This window comes from Geodermatophilus sp. SYSU D01176, assembly GCF_054050015.1.
The window spans coordinates 34260-52965 of the sequence record NZ_JBJGYN010000034.1 but is presented as its reverse complement, the minus strand read 5'-3'; the positions used below and the strand labels follow the sequence as shown (position 1 = coordinate 52965).

Genomic DNA, 18706 nt, shown 5'->3' with positions numbered 1-18706 from the left:
GCCCCGCGGCGCCCCCGGGGCGATCACACCCGGGTTGGTTGACGGGTGGACGAACCAGGGCGGCGCGGGGGGGAGCCCGCGCGACCCCCCACGGTTCGAGGCCCCGAAGCGTGCGAGAGCGCGCGATCTCGTCAGTGGACCCAGCCCCGGCCAACCCGAGGACCGCTGTCAGCCCGCCGGGGTGAAGCGCTCCCGCCGGCCGGCCGTCACGAGGCGGAGCCACTCCCGGTACCCGCGGAGGTCTCGGCGCGTGACGAGGAAGAACCAGGTGAACCGCACGAGCTCCAGCGGGAACAGCCAGCGCATCCCGGGCTGGCGCATCAGGTACCCGCGGTTGCGGTAGGTGTAGAAGCGCTTCCAGTCCGTCTCGGGGTACTGCGCCGACAATCGCCCGCCGAGGATCGGCTTGAACTCGTCCCGGCCGTTGGGGTGCAGGTAGGTCGCGTCCAGCGCCGTCCCGAAGGGCAGCCCGGTCCGCACCAGCCGGCGGTGGATCTCGGTCTCGTCGCCGCGGGCGAACAGCCGCAGGTCCGGCACGCCGGTCTGCGCCAGGGTGGCGGCGGCGAACAGCGCGCCGTTGAAGAGCGAGGCGTAGCCCGGCAGGAAGTCCTCGCCGCCCAGGCGGTCCCGCTCCCCCCGCCAGCGCAGCCCGGTGCGCACCGGGAAGGCGAAGCTGCCGGGTGCGTCGATGTCGGCCACGGCGGGCGAGACCTCGGCCAGCCCGCGCGCCCGTGCCACCGACAGCAGGGTCGCCAGCACGTGCTCGTCGGCGGGCCGGCCGTCGTCGTCGGCACACCACACCCAGTCCGCGCCCTCGGCCAGGGCGGTGAGCATCCCCAGGGCGAAGCCCCCGGCGCCGCCCAGGTTGGCCTGCGAGAGCAGGTAGGTGTGCGGCAGCCCGCTGGCTCGCACGACCTCCTCGGCCGGCTGCTCGGGTCCGTTGTCGACCACGACGACCGAGTCGACCGGCCGGGTCTGGATCGCCAGCGCCTTCAGCGCCTGCGCGAGGGACTCCGGCCGGTGCCGGGTGACGATGACCGCGACGACGCGCTCGTCGTCCGGGCAGGTGGGGGTCCGCGGGGCCGCCTCGGACACTCAGCCCCCCGAGGCCGCGTGCTCGCGGCCCTTGTACGCGTCGAGGACCTCCTCGAGCGGCCCCTGCTGCCTGATGGTGCCGTGCTCCATCCACAGCGCCGAGGTGCACAGCTGCTTGAGCAGGTCGTCGGAGTGCGAGGCGAAGACCAGCAGGCCGGCGCGGTCCACCAGGTCCTTCAGCCGCCCCTTGGCCCGCTCGAGGAACGCCGCGTCGACCGCACCGATGCCCTCGTCGAGCAGCAGGATCTCGGGGTCGATGCTGGTGACGACGCCCAGCGCCAGGCGCACGCGCATGCCGGTGGAGTAGGTGCGCAGCGGCATGTGCAGGAAGTTGCCGAGCTCGGTGAACTCGGCGATGTCGTCGACCCGCGCCTCCATCTGCTTGCGGCTCATCCCGAGGAACAGGCCGCGCACGAGGATGTTCTCCAGGCCGGAGATCTCCGGGTCCATGCCGACACCGAGGTCGAAGACCGGCGCGACGCGCCCGTTGACCACGGCCTGGCCGCCGGTGGGCTCGTAGATGCCCGACAGCAGCCGCAGCAGCGTGGACTTGCCGGCCCCGTTGTGGCCGACCAGCGCCAGCCGGTCGCCCTCCTGCAGGTGCAGGTTGATCCCCCGCAGCGCCTCGATCACGACGACCTTGCGCTCGTTGGCCGCGACGTTGCCGCCCACGACACCGAGCACCGTGTGCTTCAGGGACCGCGACTTGGCGTCGAAGATCGGGAAGTCCACGCTCGCGTCGCGGACGTCGATGCTCACCATGGTGGCGTCCTCCTCAGACCCAGTACGCCACGCGGCCGCGGTAGCGACGCATGACCAGCAGCGTCAGGGCCCACCCGACCACGGCGATCCCGATGACGATGAACCACGTGCGCCACTCCTGGTCCTGACCCAGCATCGGCCGGCGGATGAGCTCCACGAAGTGGAACAGCGGGTTGATCTCCACCCACCGGGCCCGCTCGGCGACGGCCGGGTTCTCCAGCAGGACGTCGTACATCCAGACGATCGGCGTGAGGAAGAACAGCAGCTGCACGACGCTCTGGGTCACCGGCGGCAGGTCGCGGAACCGGGTGCTGACGATGCCGATGAGCAGCGCCACCCACATGCCGTTGACCACGAGCAGGCCGAACGCCGGGAAGACCGAGAGGTCGGTCCACCACAGCGGCTGCGGGAAGACCACCAGCATGACCGCGTAGACGATCAGGTTGTGGGCGAAGAACAGCGTCTGGCGCCACACCAGCCGGTACACGTGGATGCTGATCGGGGCCGGGAGGTGGGTGATCAGCCCCGAGTTGGCGACGAACACCTCCGACCCCTCGGAGATGCACCCGGCGATGAACGTCCACACGATCATCCCGACGAGGACGTGCGGCAGCAGGGTCGCCAGTTCGAGGCCGAACAGCGCCGAGTACAGGATGCCGAGCGCGATGGCGGTGACCGCCATGCTGATGGTGATCCAGATCGGGCCGAGGACCGAGCGCCGGTAGCGCTGGCGGATGTCCTGCCAGCCCAGCTGCAGCCACAGCTCCCGCTGAGCCCACCCCCGGCTCAGGTCACGGAAGGCGGACCGGAAGTCCCGCCCGGGCGGAGCCGGCATCGCCGCTGCTGCCTCCTGGCCGTTCGTGTGCCCGGCGACCACGTCCGGCTCCTGCTCGCGCGTGTGGCTCGACGACATCGCGGTTACTCGGCTCCGCCGTCGAACAGGCGCCGCCAGTTCTCCCGGCTGGTGAGCTCGGGCAGCGCGGCGCGGTACGCCGCGGCGGCGGCCGGTCCCTCGGTGGCGAGGCGCTTGCAGGCAGCCAGGCCCTCGCGGATCAGCCGCAGGCTGGTCTGCTTGTCGAACTCACGGATCCGCACGCCCTCCTGCGAGGCGTCGGTGACGACGACCTTGCGGAAGCGGGCGACGTGCCACCAGTGCGAGTCCTCGAGGGTGACGTTGGCCGCGCCGGCGTTCCGGCCGGTGAGCTGCCACAGGACGCGCTTGGCCAGCACCGCCTTCAGCATCGAGGGGTGGGGGGCGGCCCGCTCGGTGCTCTCGCCGCGCAGCGGGAGTCCCGGGACGTCGGACGCCGAGTGCCGGACCGTCTCGGGGTAGGCGCGGCGCAGCTCGCGGACCTCGGTCAGGGCCCGCTGCCCGCCGTCCCGCAGCAGCTCCGGGCCCTCCAGGAAGTCCTGGATGCCCTTGATCGCCGTGGCGGCCAGGCCGTACTGCATGGCGGTCACGTAGGCCAGCAGCCGGCCGAACAGGACCCGCGCCAGGCTCTTGCTGTTGAACTCCGAGTGCAGCGCCGCCGTGATCAGGCTGTTCCGGACGCTGAAGTACCGCGACCAGTCGTCCTGGTCCTTCCACGTGAAGTCGGCGTGCCAGACGCCCGCCCCCGGGAGGGTGACGGTGGTGAACCCGTTCTCCCGGGCCCGGTAGCCGTACTCGATGTCGTCCCACTGGAAGAACACCGGCAGCGGGTAGCCGGTGGCCGACACGATCTCCGAGGGGAGGATGGCGCTCCACCAGGCGTTGTAGACGCCGTCGACCCGGAGCTCCTGGTTCTCCTCGGTCATGTCCTCGTTCCACAGGGCGCCCGGCACGACCTTGCCCGCATCCAGGGTGGCGAGGTCGGCGTACTCCGCGCCCGTGTGCAGCCGCTTCGGGTGCAGCGCGTAGAGCATCTGCGCGCCGACGATGATCGGCTGCCGCGCCGAGTTGGCGAAGGAGGTGAGCCGGATGATCGACTCGGGCTCGAGCACGATGTCGTCGTCCATGAACAGGACGTTCGCGTGGTGCTCGTCCTCGACCTCGGTGATCTCGTACATGCCGCGGGTGAAGCCGCCGGCGCCGCCGAGGTTGGCCTGGGTGATGTAGCGCAGCCGCCCGGCCAGGTCCGCCTGCACCTTCTCGAACTCCGGCTGCGCCGAGACCCGCTTGTCGCCCTGGTCGATGACGTAGACGGTGTCCAGCTCGTCGAGCGCCGGCAGGTCGGCGGCCAGCGCCTGCAGCGTCTTGATGCAGTCGGTCGGCCGGTTGTGGGTGCAGATGACCACGGCGGTCTTCCGGGGCCGCGGCGGGTGCGGGATCGTCCACCGCGCCGAGGAGATCCGCAGGTCCCCCTCGCCGGACCGGAAGTCGGCCCAGATGGCGCCGCCGTCGACGAACTTGTCGACCGCCACGGTCAGCCGGACGTGGCCCGAGCCGAGCAGCTCCTGGCCCCCGACGGTCCGCTCCTCGCCGGCGAAGTCGCTGGCGAAGAGCTCGACCACGCCCTCGCCGGCGAACTCGGCCTCGAAGGTCATCTCCGTCACGCCGGTCCACCGCTGCCAGTAGGAGGCGGGGACGCGGCCGAAGTAGGTGTTGGTGCTGAGCGCCGCGTGCGGGTCGAGGGTGAACGCGGTGCGCTCCAGGTGCACCCGGCCCTCGACCGTCTTCGCGTACAGCTCGGCGGGCAGGCCCAGCGCCGGGGGCAGTGTGAGCACCCGCTGGGCCAGGCTGGCGATGTCAGTCGGCTCGCCCGCTGCGGTGGCGGGCTCGGCGGAGATGGTGCTCATTGTGATCTGCAGTCCTCAGGACGACGGCATGACGGGGCCGGCCCGCTCGGCGACTGGCCAGGCGCGGACAACCCACCGGCCGCATCGAGGACTCCTGACCCCGGGCCGGTTGATGTCCGCAGCATAACCGCGCACGGCGGTGGCGGCCCGGCACCGGCGGGAGTCGGGACCCCATCCGTCACACCGCCACCAGGAGGGCCCCGGCACCCCGGCGGAACGGGTCCGTCACGCTCTGGCGGCCGTGTCGGCAGGCCGTGACGGACCCCGGAGACGGACAGCGGCCGCCATCCCTCGCGGGGTGGCGGCCGCTGTCGTCGGTCCCGGACCTCAGGGGTGCCGGTGGGCGCTGGTGGTGCCGTCCGCGGCGACGGCGATGTAGCCGCCCTGGAAGTCGGTCCTCCTCCCGTCGCCGCTGGGCGCGGTGCTCCCCGTCGGGAACCCGAGGAAGGAGGTCGTCTCGCCCACCCGCGCGTAGGCACCGGCGGTCGGGCCGTCCAGCACGTGCGTCCCCGCGGTGGCCGACCAGTAGATGGCCCCGCCGTCGGCCAGCACGACCTTCGCGCCCCGGCCGGCCGGGATGTCATCGGTGATCGGGAAGCCCAGCGCTGCCGGCCCGCCGGCGGCCACGTAGCGCTCGAGGATGGCGCCGCGCACCACCCTGGGGCCCGTCGCCTCCGACCAGTACACCGTCCCGCCACGGAACACGGTGACCGCACCCCCCGGGGCGTTCGGCGTCGGGGCCTCCGAGGCCACCGGGTACCCGAGGGCACCCCCCTCGGCGCCCCACTCCCGCCACTTGGCCAGGATCCAGCCGCGGACCACGTGCGCCCCGGTCGCGGACGACCAGTACACCGAGCCCCGCTGCAGGTCCACCTTGGCGCCGCCGCCGGCCGCGGGGCCGTCGTGCCCGAGGGGGAAGCCCAGCGCCTGCGGCCCGCCCGCGGTGACGTACCGCTCCAGCAGCGCGCCGCGCACCACGCGGGCGCCGGTGGCCTCCGACCAGTAGATGCTGCCCCGGCGGAAGGCGGTCACGGCGCCGCCGGCGATCGGCGCCTCGTCGACGGTCGGGTAGCCGAGCTCCCCGCCCTCGGCACCCCATTCCCGGTACCGGGCCAGGATCCAGCCGCGGACCACGTGGGCGCCGGTGCCGGAGGACCAGTAGACCGCGCCGTGCTGGAGGTCCAGCTTGGCGCCGCCGCCGGCGGCCGGTAGGTCGTCGCTCGTGGGGAAGCCCAGCGCCGCGGGCCCCCCTGCAGCCACGTAGCGCTCCAGCAGCGCCCCCCGGACCACCCGGGCTCCCGTGGCCCCCGACCAGTACACCGACCCGCCACGGAACACGGTCACCGCACCACCCGGCGCGTTCGGCGTGGGGCCCTCCGAGGCGACCGGGTAGCCGAGGACGCCGCTCTCAGCACCCCACTGCCGCCACTTGGCGAGGATGTTGCCCCGCACGACGTGCGCCCCGGTCGCGGACGACCAGTAGATCGCGCCGCCCTGCAGCTCGGCTCTCGCTCCACCGTCGGCCGCCGCGATGTCATCCGTGGTGGGGAACCCGAGGACCGGCAGCCCGCCGTAGGCCAGGTAGCGGTCGAGGATGGCCCCGCGCAGGACCCGCGCGCCGGTGGACTCCGACCAGTACACGTGCCCGTTCTGGAAGGTGCTGCGGGCGCCACCGGGCACGACGGTCTCGTCGCTCGTCGGGTAGCCCAGCACGCCGTTCTCGGCACCCCATTCCCGGTACTTGGCCAGGATCCAGCCGCGGACCACGCGGGCGCCGGTCGAGGAGGTCCAGTACACGGCACCGTGGGTCAGGTCGACGGCCGCGCCGCCACGCGCGGCGGCGCGCTCGTCGGCCACGGGGAACCCGAGCGCCCCCGTGCCACCGGCCGCCTCGAAGCCCGCGAGCAGCGCGCCGCGGATCATCCGGGCACCGGTGGGAGCCGACCAGTACAGCGTCCCGCCCTGGAAGCGGGTGCGGTACCCGCCGGGGACCCCCTCGTCGCCACCCACCGGGTAGCCGAGCACGCCGGCCTGGGCCCCCTTGGCGCGCCACGTCGCGAGGAGGTCGCCGCGCACCTCGCGGGCCCCGGTGGCCTGCGACCAGTAGATCGCCCCGCCCTGGAAGTCGGTGTACCAGCCGGGGTTCACCGGCGCCGGGGTGTCGTCGCCGGTCGGGTAGCCGAGGTGGCCCGGCCCGCCGAGGGACAGGTAGCGCTGCAGGATCGCGCCGCGGACGACGTGGGGGCCGGTGTCCCGGTGCCAGAAGATGGTGCCCCCCTGGTAGCTGCGCCAGCAGCCGCCCCACGGGAGGTCGCAGGTCACCTCGGACGTCGAACCGCCCAGGTCCACCCCAGAGGCCTTGAGGTGGACGTACTTGTCGTTGATGGACGCCGGGCCGGACTGGGTGCTGCCGAACCAGTCGACGAAGTGGTGGAAGAAGTTCCGGTTGCCGTAGGCCGAGCAGCCGTCGCCGGTGCCGTAGCCGGCGTCCAGCGCCGCCCTGTTGGGGGTGTAGGGGGTGTAGTTGTAGAGCCCGGCGGTGGCCTGGTTCTGGATGTAGACGGCCACGGTGCCGCAGGCGGAGTTCGGGTGGTACCGGACGTTGTTGGTGACGCCCGCCCGGTGGCCGAACTTCGCCGGGTTGGCCCGGTAGTACTGGAACCGGTGAGCCGCGTTGTAGAGCTGGTTGTAGAAGCCGTAGTACTGGGTGTCACAGGGGGCGGTGTCCGGGCAGCCGTACCCGACCGCCTTCTGCAGCTTGGTCTCCGTCGGGGCCGTCGTCGTGACCAGCCCCTGCTCCTTCTGCAGGAGCACCAGGAGCGCCTGCGGGTTGATGCCGCAGGCGCGACCGACCTTGGCGATGATCGAGGCCGCCGTCTCACCGGCCTGCCCCGGGTAGGACGCGCAGTACTGGTCGGCGGCTCGGGTCCAGGTGTCCTGCCGGTAGTTCTTCAGGCACAGATCGCCGGAGCACGCGCTGCCCTTGGTGGTGAGGAAGCCCTGGACCTGCGCGGCGTCCATCGTGCCGGCGTTGTAGAAGATGTCGTCGTCGATGATGTTGCCCGGGTCGAACAACCCCAGGTCGGCCGACTCGGTCAGGTCGGGCTGCTGCGGCGCGGACCCGGCGGCGAAGACGAACGCCAGCCCCAGGGTGACCAGGCAGGTGGCGACCAGGCGGAGACGGGACCTCCTCACGGGACCATGACCTCGACGGCCGCGGACTCCCCGGCCGACGTCTCCGACGTGTAGCTCAGCACCGCCTCCCAGGTGCCGGAGGTCAGCGCGTCGCCGCCCACCCGCACCTCACCGCAGTCGGTCGTGGTCGCGCTGGGCGTGCCGAGCGCCTCGCCCCGCAACTCCACGCCCTCGCGCCGGAGGACCAGCGTGCAGGTGGCGTCGACCTCCACGACGTCGGCGGCGTACCCGCCGGCGACGACGGCCCCGGCAGCGGCGTCGTAGCCGGTGTAGGTCAGCGAGACGGCAACCAACGCGAGACCACCCGCCTCCTCCTCGGGCTCCGGTGTGGCGTTGGTCGCCGTCGGCCGCGACGGCGGCTCCGTCCCCTCCTCGCCGGCCGCCTCCGCCGTCTCCTCGGCGTCCTCCCACGGCGGGGGTGCCCAGGGCGCGGGTTCCGTCGGCGCGCTCGCCGACGTCGGGTCCGCGGTGGTGCCGGCGGCGGCCGGGGCGGGATCGCCGGCCCGGGTCCAGAGGACGAACGCCCCGACGGCCACCAGTGCCACGAGGACCAGGGCGGGACCACGACGGCTGCGGCGGGTCTTGCGGGACATGGGCACCCCCAGGTCGACCCACGGCAGGGGTCGGTCATCGCTGTCCGGCGGGAGACGTCGTCGTCCGCGCGCACGGTGGTCGCGGACGCACGTCGGCGTCCGTGTTCGGGAGGCTACTTCGGGTGACGACCCGCGTCGGGGATCGACGCGGTGCCCGCGGCGGGTGTGGTCACTGCGACACGGCGACGGCGCCGCTGGTCGCGTTCCACGTCATCGAGCCGCGCTGGAAGTCGGTGCGCGTGCCACCGGCGACGGGGTACGTCGAGCGCGTCGGGAAGCCCAGCGTGGAGCCGCTGCCGCCCCGGTCCCAGTAGGGCTGCGCCGTCGCGCCGGCCACGACCTGGGCGCCGGTGACCGGCGACCAGTACACGTCCCCGCCCTGGAACCGGACGACAGCACCGCGGCCGTCGGCGGTGGGCGCGTCACTGGTCGTCGGGAAGCCCAGCGAGCCACCCGAGCCGCCGGCGGCCAGCCAGGTGTCCCGGATCGCGCCGCGCACGATCCGGGCGCCGGTCGCCTGGGACCAGTAGACGTCGCCGCCCTGGAAGCGCACGACGTAGCCGCGCCCGTCGGGCGTCGGCGCGTCGCTGGAGACCGGGAAGCCGAGGAAGCCGGTCGGCCCGCCCACGGCGCGGTAGGCGTCGAGGATGTTGCCGCGGACGATGCGCGTCCCGGTCGTCGGGGACCAGTAGACGTCGCCGCCCTGGAACCGCACGAACGCCCCCCGACCGTCCGCGGTCGCCGCGTCGTCGGTGACGGGGAGGCCGAGGTAGCCGGTCGCGCCGCCGGTCTGCAGCCAGGTGTCCCGGATGGCGCCCCGCACGACGTGCGCCCCGGTCGCCTCCGACCAGTACACGTCCCCGCCCTGGAACCGGGAGAACGCCACCCGGCCGTCGGCGGTCCGCGCCTCGCTGGTCGTCGGGAAGCCGAGGAAGCCCGACGTCCCGCCGGTCCGGAGCCAGGTGTCCCGGATGGCGCCGATCACGATGCGCGCGCCGGTCGCCTCCGACCAGTACACGTCGGCGTTCTGGAACCGCGAGAACGCCCCTCGGCCGTCGGCGGTGCGCGCCTCGTTGGTCGTCGGGAAGCCGAGGAAGCCCGACGTCCCGCCGCTGGCCAGCCAGGTGTCCCGGATCGCGCCGAGCACGATGCGCGCCCCGGTCGCCTGCGACCAGTAGATGTCCCCGGTCTGGAAGCGCACGAGGTACCCGCGCCCGTCGGGCGTGGGCGCGTCGCTCGTCGTCGGGTAGCCCAGCCACCCGGTCGCGCCGCCGACCGCGCGGTAGGCGGCGAGGATGTCGCCGCGCACGATCCGGGTGCCGGTCGTGGGCGACCAGTAGACGTCGCCCCCCTGGAACCGCACGAACGCCCCCTTGCCGGCAGGGGTGTCGCTGGTCGTGGGGAAGCCGAGGAAGCCGGACGTGCCCCCTGCCGCCAGCCAGGTGTCCCGGATGGAGCCCATGACGATGCGGGCCCCGGTGGTCGCCGACCAGTAGATGTCGGCGCCCTGGAAGCGCACGAACCAGCCACGGCCCTCCGGGGTCCGCGCGTCGCTCGTCGTCGGGAAGCCGAGGCCGCCGGTGGCTCCGCCGGCGGCCAGCCACGCCGCCAGGATGTCGCCGCGGACCAGCTGCGAGCCGGTCGCCGGCGACCAGTAGACGTCGCCGTGCTGGAAGCGGACGAAGGCGCCGCGGCCCCCGGGTGTGGGTGCGTCGTCGGTGATCGGCGGTCCGAGCACCGCCGGCCCGCCGGCGGCGAGGTAGCGGTCGAGGATGCCGCCGAGCACCAGCCGGACGCCACCGACCGGCGAGGAGTACAGCCGGGCGCCGTTGGCGTAGACCTGCCAGGTGACGCCGGCCGCCGACTGCTCGCTCCCCACGGGCGCGCCGAGCCACGCCCGCAGCCCGGCGTCGGAGTCGTAGCGGGTGGCGATCGGGGACTTGGTGTTCGCCATCCGGGCGGCCGCCTTGTCGCGGATCTCGCCCAGCCGCGCGTAGCCGTACCTCCCGGGGCAGGCGGTGCTCTTGGTGTCGATGTGCCCGAACACCGTCGGCAGCGTCGCCCGGGCACCCGCGGGGTACTTGTCCGTGCCGCCCGACGTGAGCGTCGTCGTCCCCCTCGGGTCCACGCCGTACAGGGAGAACTTCCAGGCGATGATCGCCGCGACCGAGTCGACCATCGCCTGGGGCGTGTCGACGACGTCGTAGTTGCCCATCATCGACACCCCGAAGGTCGAGGTGTTGAAGCCGCCCGCGTGCGCGCCGACCACGGTGCTCGCCAGACCGCCGGAGCGGCCCTCCCAGATCCGGCCGAACTTGTCGACCAGGACGTTGTAGCCGATGTCGCCCCAGCCCAGGCTCCGCGCGTGGTAGGTGTACGTCGAGCGCAGGATCGCCGGCACCTGGTCGGCGGTGTAGCTGTTCGAGCCGGCGGTGTGGTGCAGCGTCGCGGCCTTGATGGTGCTGGCGTACTGCGGGTCCCAGGTCATGAGGCTCTCGTCGGCGCCCCACTGGGCGCGCGAGAAGACCGGCGGGATGGCGACCGCGGCGTCGGCGGTGTCCTGGATGTCGGGGTCACCGAGGGCTCCGTCGGCCGCGCTCTCCCCCGGGTCGACCAGGTCCAGCTGGACGTCGGTGGGCTGCGCGCCGGAGCGGGTGACCAGCTCGGCCTCCACCGCGGTGGCCGGGCCCGTCCACAGCGGCGCCGTCCCGCCGCGGACGGGGGTGCCCGTCTCGGCCTCGGCGGCCTGACCGACGTCCTCCGCACCGACCTCGGTCCACTCCCCCCAGGCGCCGTCGAGGCCGCGGACCCGCACCTGCACGACGGTGTCGGTGACCGCCGGGTCGTGGGCCCAGGTGACGCCGACGAGCGAGAACTCGGCGACGTCGGTGGCCCTCGCCGAGAGGGTCGGCACGGTGGCCGGGACCCCCTCGACGGGCTCGGTCGTGCCCTCCTGCACCTCGGCCGCGGGGGCCGGGGAGTCGAACGAGCCCATCGCCACCTCCTCGACCGAGGTCTCGACGGGCACGGCCTCGGGGGCCGGCTCGGCCACGACGGGCAGCACGAGGACGGCGCCGGTGAGGGCGACGACGGCGGTCGTTCCGGCGAGCAGGCGGCGACGCACGGGGTTGGTCCTCCGGTGGAGCGTGGCGGCTGCGCCCCGTACGTGGGCGCATCGGTCCACGGAGAGCATCGGCGCGTACACCGTCGGTCTTGAGCCGACGCGACCGCGACATGCGGGAGAACCGGTTCGTACCGCCCCGCTGACCACGGGGGTCCCACGGACCCGGGCCTCAGCGGGGCGGCCACCCCTGCAGCGCGAGGTGCAGGGCCGTGCGCCACGGTCGCGGAGCCGGCAGCCCCGCGGCCAGCCACGCGCTGCCGTCCAGCACCGACCACGCCGGTCGCGGCGCCGGGCGCGGGAAGGCCGCGGTCGTCGTCGGCGTGACCAGGCCGGGGTCGGCGCCGACCTCCTCGTAGACGGCGCGGGCCAGGCCGTACCAGCTGACCGCGCCGGCGTCGGTGCGGTGCAGCACCGGGGGCACCGGCCCGGGACGGGCACCGAGCGCCACCAGCCCCGCGGCCAGGTCGGCGGCCCACGTCGGCGAGCCGACCTGGTCGTCGACCACCGAGACCGGAGCCCCGTCGAGCGCGCGCCCGGCCATGGTGCGCACGAAGTTGCCGCCGTGCCGCCCGTACACCCACGCGGTGCGGACGACGGTGGTGTCGCCCCCGGCGGCCGCGACCGCGCGCTCCCCCGCCGCCTTGGTGCGGCCGTAGGCGGAGCGGGGCGCCACGGGGGCGTCCACCGGGTAGGGCTCGGTGGCCTCCCCGTCGAAGACGTAGTCGGTGGAGACGTGCACCAGCCGCCCGTGCCCGGCGAGCTCCTCGGCCAGCCAGCCGGGCGCGCGGCCGTTGACCAGCAGCGCGGTGTCCTCGTCGGTCTCGGCGGCGTCGACCGCGGTGTAGGCGGCGGCGTTCAGGACCACGGGACGGGCCCTCCGGACGCCGGCCAGCCAGTCGCGGACGACGGCGCGGACGCAGGCCTCGTCGGTCAGGTCCAGCTCCGCGCGCCCCAGCGCGGTGACGGAGTCCCCGGGACGGCCGGCCAGGACGGCGAGCAGGTCGCCGCCCAGCTGCCCGCGGGCCCCGGTGACCAGCCAGGCGGTGGCGGCGTCCCCGCTCATGCCCGGGCGGTGGCCGCCGCGACCTTGAGCGGCTCCCACCAGGCCCGGTTGTCCCGGTACCACTGCACGGTCAGGGCGAGCCCGTCCTCGAAGCTCATCCGCGGGGCGTAGCCGAGCCCGGCGGTCTTCGAGTAGTCCACCGAGTAGCGCAGGTCGTGGCCGCCGCCGCGCGGGTCGACGATGTTCTCCACGTAGCTCCAGTCGCGGCCGGTGGCCTCCAGCAGCTTCTCGGTCAGCTCCCGGTTGGACAGCTCGCGGCCGCCGCCGATGTTGTAGAACTCCCCGGGCCGGCCCCTCTCCACGACCAGCTGGATGCCGCGGCAGTGGTCGTCGACGAACAGCCAGTCCCGCACGTTGGCGCCCTCGCCGTACAGCGGCACCTTGTGCCCGTCGAGCAGGTTGGTGACGAACAGCGGGATGACCTTCTCCGGGAAGTGGTAGGGCCCGTAGTTGTTGCTGCACCGGGTGATCGAGATGTCCAGGCCGTAGGTCTTCGCGTACGCGCGGGCGATCAGGTCGCCGCCGGCCTTGGCCGCCGAGTACGGCGAGTTCGGCTCGAGGACGTGGTCCTCGGTCCACGAGCCCTCGTCGATCGAGCCGTAGACCTCGTCGGTGGAGACGTGCACGACCCGGCGGACGCCGTGCCGCAGGGAGGCCTCGAAGACCTGCTGGGCGCCGAGCACGTTGGTGAGCACGAACTCCGACGCCCCGGTGATCGAGCGGTCGACGTGCGACTCGGCGGCGAAGTTCACGACGACGTCGGAGCCGGGCAGCGCGGCGTCGAGGTCGGCGGCGCTGCAGATGTCCCCCCGGACGAAGCGGTAGCGGGGCGAGTCCGCCACCGGCGCCAGGTTGGCCGGGTTGCCGGCGTAGGTGAGCTTGTCGAAGACGGTCACCTCGGCGTCCTCGAACCCGGGGTATCCACCGGTCAGCATGGTCCGGACGTAGTGCGAGCCGATGAAGCCCGCTCCCCCGGTGACGAGCACGCGCATGCGCCGATCCTCCCGTCCACCGGCGGCCCGGGCATCCTCCCGCGGGGTGAGGCGTGTCGCGGGTCCTCCGGCCGGGGCGCCCGCCGCGTCGCCCTGGCACCGCTCGTCACACCCGTCCCGTTTCGCCACGGAACGTGAGCCGGGGGCGCTGACCGCGCCCCTAGCATCGACCGCAGCCCCCGGGTCGACGCCCGCCGCGCCGGCGGTGCGACCGAGGCCGGCCCCGGTCACGACGGATCGGCGTCGTGTCCGCGCGGACCAGCACGAGGAAGGACCTCCACGTGAGCCCGAAGAAGCCCGGATCCCCCGCAGCGGGCGGCGACCGGCAGCTGCCGGCGCGCCTGGACCCGCGGGCCGGCCGTTCCGGCTCGGGACGCGCCCGCTCCCGGCACCAGGCCGCCGACTCCCCCGACGAGCAGGCCCCGGAGCCGCGCCGGCGCACCGGTCGCGCCGCCACCGCCGCACGCGCCGTCGCCGGTGTGCTCTCGGTGGTCCTGCTGGCCGGGTCCGGCTGGGGCTGGTACCTCGGTCAGGTCGCGGAGGCCACGGTCAACCGCACCGACGCCATCCCCACCGACGGCAACGCCGACAAGGGCGACGCCCCCGAGGCGATGAACCTGCTGCTGGTTGGCAATGACAGCCGGGCGAACCTCACCGACGAGCAGCTGGCCGACCTCAACGCCGGCACCGACTCCGGCATCAACACCGACACCATGATCCTGGTGCACATCCCGGCCGACGGGTCGCGCGCCTCCTTCGTCTCCTTCCCGCGCGACTCCTACGTGGCGATCCCCGGCTACGGGATGGACAAGCTCAACGCCGCCTACGCGTACGGCTACGCCGAGACGCCGGACAGCGCGAGCGACGAGCAGCGGCAGGCCGGCGGCGCCCGCCTGCTGGTGCAGACGATCAGCGGGCTGACCGGCCTGCAGATCGACCACTACGCCGAGGTCGACCTGCTGGGCTTCTTCAACCTCAGCTCCGTGGTCGGCGGCGTCGAGGTGAACCTGTGCGAGCCCGTCGACGACTCCGAGTGGTCCGGCGCGGTGTTCCCTGCCGGCGTCCAGACCATCAGCGGCGCCGACGCGCTGAAGTTCGTCCGCCAGCGGCACGGCCTGCCGCGCGGTGACTTCGACCGGATCGTCCGCCAGCAGGTCTTCATCGCCGGCGTGCTGCGCAAGATGCTCTCCGAGGACGTCATGCTCGACCTCGGCAAGCAGCGCGAGCTCACCGAGGCCGCGTCCCAGTCGCTCACCATCGACCAGGGCCTGGACCTGTTCCGGCTGGCCGAGCAGATGCAGTCGGTGACCGCGGGCAGCATCCAGTTCCAGACGATCCCGAACGTCGGCACCGACCGTGACGCGCAGAACCGCTCGATCATCCGGCTGGAGGACGAGGACACCCTGCACGACTTCTTCGCCGACCTGTCGGCCGAGCCGGAGGCGCCGGCCGCGACGACGCCGGCGGCGCCGGAGACGGTGGCCCCGTCCGCGGTGACGGTCGACGTCTACAACGGCTCGGGCACCTCCGGGCTGGCCGCCCAGGCCGCCGGCGCGCTGCAGACCGCCGGGTTCGCCATCGGCACGACCGGCAACGCCGACTCCTCCTCCTACGACACCACCGTCATCCGGCACGCCGCGGGCGACGAGGCCCTGGCCGCCACGCTGGCCGCCGCGATCCCGGGCGCGGCCGTGGAGGCCAGCGAGGACGCGACCTCCGGCACGGTGCAGCTCGTGCTCGGCTCGGACTTCAACGCGGTCGGCCAGGCCGTGGACCCGGCCGCCCCGGCTGCCGAGGTCGAGGGCGAGGACCCCCGCACCGCGGCGGACACCGGCTGCATCTACTGAAGAAGGACCTCCCCGCCCCCCCGCTCGCAGGCTCCCGGTGGGACCCTGCGGGGAGGCCGGCGGCGGCCCCTGCAGGAGGGTCGCACCCTGGGAGACTGGGGGCGTGACCCCCGCCGACCTGCTCGCCGCCACGCTGCGCCACGCGCCGGCGGCGCCGCTGCTGACCTCCTACGACGACCTCGGCGGCGGGCGGGTCGAGCTGTCGGCGGCCACCCTCGCCAACTGGGTGGCCAAGACGGCCAACCTGCTGCAGGACGAGTTCGACGTCACCGGCGGCAGCAGGGTCGCCGTCGCCCTGCCGGTGCACTGGCAGACCGCGGCGGTGCTGCTGGGGGTGTGGAGCTGCGGGGCGACGGTCCTCGACACCGCGGCCGAGGACGACGGCCGGCTCGACGAGGCCGACGTCGTGCTGGCCGCGCAGGACCGGCTGCCGCCGCTCGAGGAGCAGCAGCTCCCCGAGCTGCTCGGCCTCTCCCTGCACCCCCTCGGGATGGGCATGACCGGGTACGCCGGCCCCGCCCGCGACTTCGCCCTCGAGGTCCGCGGGCACGGCGACGTCTTCACCCCCTGGCAGCGGCCCGACCCTGCCGCCCCGGGCCTGCTGCTGGGCGGGCTGGAGCTGACCCTCGGCGGCCTGGTCGACACCGCCCGGGAGCTGGCCGCTCGCCTGGGCCTGGTCGAGGGCGACCGGGTGCTGGTCGACGACCGCACCGCGGCCGAGGCCGGGCCGGTGGCCTGGCTGCTGGCCCCGCTGGCCGCCGGCGCGTCGATCGTGCTGGTCCGCTCCCCCGACCCGTCGCTGCTGCCCGGGCGCGCCTCGGCCGAGAGGGTCACCGCTACGCTCGGCCGGACGATCGACGGCATCCGCGAGCTGGGCCGTCCTGCCTGACGCAGCCGCCCAGCCGCCCGGACGGACGGACGGTGTGCGGCATGGACAAGGTGGTGGGCAGCGCCGCTGAGGCGGTGGCCGACGTGCCCGACGGCGCGGTGCTCGCAGTGGGCGGTTTCGGCCTGTGCGGGGTGCCGATCAGGCTGATCGACGCGCTGCTGGAACAGGGCGCCTCGGGGCTGACGACGATCAGCAACAACTGCGGCGTGGACGACAAGGCCCTCGGCGTGCTGCTCTACGCCGGGCGCATCACCCGCACGATCAGCTCGTTCGTCGGGGGCAACAAGGAGCTGGCCCGGCTGTACCTGAGCGGGGAGCTGTCGGTGGAGCTGACCCCGCAGGGCACGCTGGCCGAGCGGCTGCGCGCCGGGGGCACCGGCATCCCGGCCTTCTACACCCCCACCGGCGTGGGCACGATGGTCGCCGACGGCGGCATCCCGGTCCGCTACGACGCCGACGGCAATGTGGTGGAGACCTCCGCGCCCAAGGAGATCCGCGAGTTCGGCGGCCGCCAGTACGTGCTGGAGACCGCGCTGACCGCCGACTTCGGCCTGGTCCGCGCCGCGCGGGGTGACCGGCACGGCAACCTGGTGTTCCACGAGTCGGCGCGCAACTTCAACCCGCTGGCCGGGATGGCCGGGCGGGTCACCATCGCCGAGGTGGAGGAGCTCGTGGAGCCCGGCGAGATCACGCCCGAGGACGTGCACCTGCCCGGCGTCTTCGTCGACCGGGTGGTCGTCGTCGGACCCGAGGGCAAGGCCATCGAGAAGCGCACCACCCGCTCGCGCACCGACGACTCCACCGCGCCGGCCGCCGCCGGCGAGGAGGCCACGACCGACACGACCGGGGAGGCCCCGTCCCGATGACCCTGACCCGCGACCAGCTCGCCGCCCGCGTCGCCCTCGAGCTCGAGGACGGCCAGTACGTCAACCTCGGCATCGGCATGCCGACCCTGGTGCCCAACTTCGTGCCCGACGACGTGCACGTGGTGCTGCACTCGGAGAACGGCATCCTCGGCGTGGGCCCCTACCCCGTCGAGGGCGAGGAGGACCCGGACCTGATCAACGCCGGCAAGGAGACCGTCACGATCCTGCCCGGGGCCAGCTTCTTCGACTCGTCGCTGAGCTTCGGCATGATCCGCGGCCAGCACCTCGACGTCGCCGTCCTCGGGGCCATGCAGGTCAACCCCCGCGGCGACCTGGCCAACTGGCTCATCCCCGGCAAGATGGTCAACGGCATGGGCGGCGCGATGGACCTCGTCCACGGCGCCCGCACGGTGATCATCATGATGGAGCACGTCGCCCGGGACGGGTCGCCGAAGCTGGTCCAGGAGTGCACGCTGCCGCTGACCGGCAAGGCCTGCGTGGACCGGGTGGTCACCGACCTCGCCGTCGTCGACGTCACCCTGGACGGGTTCGTCCTCCGCGAGACCGCCCCCGGCGTCAGCGTCGAGGAGGTCCAGGCCGCCACCGGCGCCCCGCTCACCGTCGCCGACGACGTGCGGGAGATGCCGCTCCCGGCAGCTGTGTGACCTTCTCGGTCGTCGCCCGCGACCCGGCGACCGGTGAGCTGGGCATCGCGGTGTCCTCGTGCATCCTCGCCGTCGGCCGGGCGGTGCCCAGCGCCCGGCCGGGGGTCGGGGTGGTCGCCGTCCAGGCGCGCAGCCGGCGCGGGCTCGGCCAGTCGCTGCTGGCCGGGCTCGCCGACGGCGCCGACCCCGCCGACCTGGTGCGGGCGGCGGCGCACGCCGCCGAGGACGTCGACCGGCAGATCGCCGTCCTCGACGCGACCGGACGGGTCGCCGCCGACACCGGGCGCGGCTCGTTCCCGGTCAGCGGCCACCAGCTCGGCGACCAGCTGAGCGTGCAGGGCAACATGCTCGCCTCGGCCGAGGTGCTGCCGGCGATGGTGCAGGCCTACACCGCCGCCCGCGGCGATCTGCCCGACCGGCTGCTGGCCGCGCTCACCGCCGGCCAGGACGCCGGCGGCGACGTGCGCGGGCGGCAGTCCGCGGCGCTGCTGGTGGTGAGCGGCACGCCGGCCAGCGACGAGGACGACGGGGTGCGGGTGGACCTGCGGGTCGACGACTCCGGCGACCCGGTCGCGCAGCTGCGGATGCTGCGCAACCTGCAGCGCGCCTACGACGAGGGCGACTACGAGACCCTCGCGCTGTTCGCGCCCGAGGGAGCCCGCGACCTCTACGCCGCGCTGGCCGCCTCGCGGCGGGGCGACCGCGACGCGGCACGGGCCGCGCTGGAGTCGTTGCGGGCCCGGCCGGGCTGGTCGGCGTGGCTGGCCGCCATGGCCGGCGACGCCCGGCTGGCCGGGGTGTCGCGGCTGCTGGAGTGAGCGCGGGGCCGCCCGCCGG

General features: G+C 74.1%; 14 protein-coding genes. 5 read left to right on the top strand and 9 right to left on the bottom strand.

The genetic code is table 11. From position 1 onward, the window contains the following. Positions 1-168: 168 nt before the first annotated feature. From glfT1 to rfbB, 9 genes are all read right to left on the bottom strand, one after another. Entirely contained in the window at positions 169-1095 is a 927-nt protein-coding gene (glfT1, locus tag ACI78Z_RS17335; RefSeq protein WP_457037787.1) for a galactofuranosyltransferase GlfT1, read from the bottom strand. Beyond that, a complete protein-coding gene (wzt, locus tag ACI78Z_RS17330; protein WP_457037786.1) occupies positions 1096-1857 on the bottom strand; it encodes a galactan export ABC transporter ATP-binding subunit Wzt/RfbE in 762 nt (253 codons plus the stop codon). It abuts the gene before it with no gap. A gap of 13 nt (positions 1858-1870) precedes the next feature. Further along, positions 1871-2770, bottom strand: a complete 900-nt coding sequence (gene wzm, locus ACI78Z_RS17325; protein ID WP_457037785.1) for a galactan export ABC transporter permease subunit Wzm/RfbD — start codon at positions 2768-2770, stop codon at positions 1871-1873. A 5-nt stretch (positions 2771-2775) separates the two neighbouring features. Continuing rightward, complete coding sequence (locus ACI78Z_RS17320; protein ID WP_457037784.1) at positions 2776-4635, bottom strand: glycosyltransferase; 1860 nt, start codon at positions 4633-4635, stop codon at positions 2776-2778. A 327-nt stretch (positions 4636-4962) separates the two neighbouring features. Beyond that, positions 4963-7830 (bottom strand): hypothetical protein, encoded by a 2868-nt coding sequence (locus ACI78Z_RS17315; RefSeq protein ID WP_457037783.1) that lies wholly within the window; start codon positions 7828-7830, stop codon positions 4963-4965. Then, the gene (locus tag ACI78Z_RS17310) at positions 7827-8423 is read right to left on the bottom strand and encodes a hypothetical protein (protein WP_457037782.1); all 597 of its coding nucleotides are present in this window, start codon (positions 8421-8423) and stop codon (positions 7827-7829) included. Before ACI78Z_RS17310 ends, ACI78Z_RS17315 begins: the two co-directional genes overlap by 4 nt. Positions 8424-8592: 169 nt before the next feature. Then, on the bottom strand, positions 8593-11547 hold the full coding sequence (locus tag ACI78Z_RS17305; RefSeq protein ID WP_457037781.1) for an N-acetylmuramoyl-L-alanine amidase: 2955 nt from the start codon (positions 11545-11547) through the stop codon (positions 8593-8595). Positions 11548-11716: 169 nt separating this feature from the next. Continuing rightward, on the bottom strand, positions 11717-12610 hold the full coding sequence (gene rfbD, locus ACI78Z_RS17300; RefSeq protein ID WP_457037780.1) for a dTDP-4-dehydrorhamnose reductase: 894 nt from the start codon (positions 12608-12610) through the stop codon (positions 11717-11719). Then, complete coding sequence (rfbB, locus tag ACI78Z_RS17295) at positions 12607-13602, bottom strand: dTDP-glucose 4,6-dehydratase (RefSeq protein WP_457037779.1); 996 nt, start codon at positions 13600-13602, stop codon at positions 12607-12609. The genes rfbD and rfbB overlap by 4 nt, the downstream gene beginning before the upstream one ends. Positions 13603-13883: 281 nt before the next feature. On the opposite strand from rfbB, the gene ACI78Z_RS17290 reads away from it, so the two are divergent. From ACI78Z_RS17290 to ACI78Z_RS17270, 5 genes are all read left to right on the top strand, one after another. After that, entirely contained in the window at positions 13884-15449 is a 1566-nt protein-coding gene (locus tag ACI78Z_RS17290) for an LCP family protein (RefSeq protein ID WP_457037778.1), read from the top strand. A gap of 103 nt (positions 15450-15552) precedes the next feature. Further along, complete coding sequence (locus tag ACI78Z_RS17285) at positions 15553-16338, top strand: TIGR03089 family protein (RefSeq protein WP_457037777.1); 786 nt, start codon at positions 15553-15555, stop codon at positions 16336-16338. A 41-nt stretch (positions 16339-16379) separates the two neighbouring features. Continuing rightward, positions 16380-17204 carry a CoA transferase subunit A gene (locus ACI78Z_RS17280; RefSeq protein ID WP_457037776.1) on the top strand — a complete coding sequence of 275 codons (825 nt, stop codon included), beginning with the start codon at positions 16380-16382 and terminating at the stop codon, positions 17202-17204. After that, positions 17201-17869 carry a CoA transferase subunit B gene (locus ACI78Z_RS17275; protein WP_457037775.1) on the top strand — a complete coding sequence of 223 codons (669 nt, stop codon included), beginning with the start codon at positions 17201-17203 and terminating at the stop codon, positions 17867-17869. The genes ACI78Z_RS17280 and ACI78Z_RS17275 overlap by 4 nt, the downstream gene beginning before the upstream one ends. After that, positions 17866-18687 carry a DUF1028 domain-containing protein gene (locus tag ACI78Z_RS17270; protein ID WP_457037774.1) on the top strand — a complete coding sequence of 274 codons (822 nt, stop codon included), beginning with the start codon at positions 17866-17868 and terminating at the stop codon, positions 18685-18687. The genes ACI78Z_RS17275 and ACI78Z_RS17270 overlap by 4 nt, the downstream gene beginning before the upstream one ends. The last annotated feature ends 19 nt before the right edge of the window (positions 18688-18706 follow it).

Coding starts and splice junctions, on each gene's coding strand:
- wzt (WP_457037786.1), bottom strand. CDS start 1,857: ATGGTGAGCATCGACGTCCGCGACGCGAGCGTGGACTTCCCGATCTTC.
- wzm (WP_457037785.1), bottom strand. CDS start 2,770: ATGTCGTCGAGCCACACGCGCGAGCAGGAGCCGGACGTGGTCGCCGGG.
- ACI78Z_RS17320 (WP_457037784.1), bottom strand. CDS start 4,635: ATGAGCACCATCTCCGCCGAGCCCGCCACCGCAGCGGGCGAGCCGACT.
- ACI78Z_RS17310 (WP_457037782.1), bottom strand. CDS start 8,423: ATGTCCCGCAAGACCCGCCGCAGCCGTCGTGGTCCCGCCCTGGTCCTC.
- rfbD (WP_457037780.1), bottom strand. CDS start 12,610: ATGAGCGGGGACGCCGCCACCGCCTGGCTGGTCACCGGGGCCCGCGGG.
- rfbB (WP_457037779.1), bottom strand. CDS start 13,602: ATGCGCGTGCTCGTCACCGGGGGAGCGGGCTTCATCGGCTCGCACTAC.
- ACI78Z_RS17280 (WP_457037776.1), top strand. CDS start 16,380: ATGGACAAGGTGGTGGGCAGCGCCGCTGAGGCGGTGGCCGACGTGCCC.
- ACI78Z_RS17275 (WP_457037775.1), top strand. CDS start 17,201: ATGACCCTGACCCGCGACCAGCTCGCCGCCCGCGTCGCCCTCGAGCTC.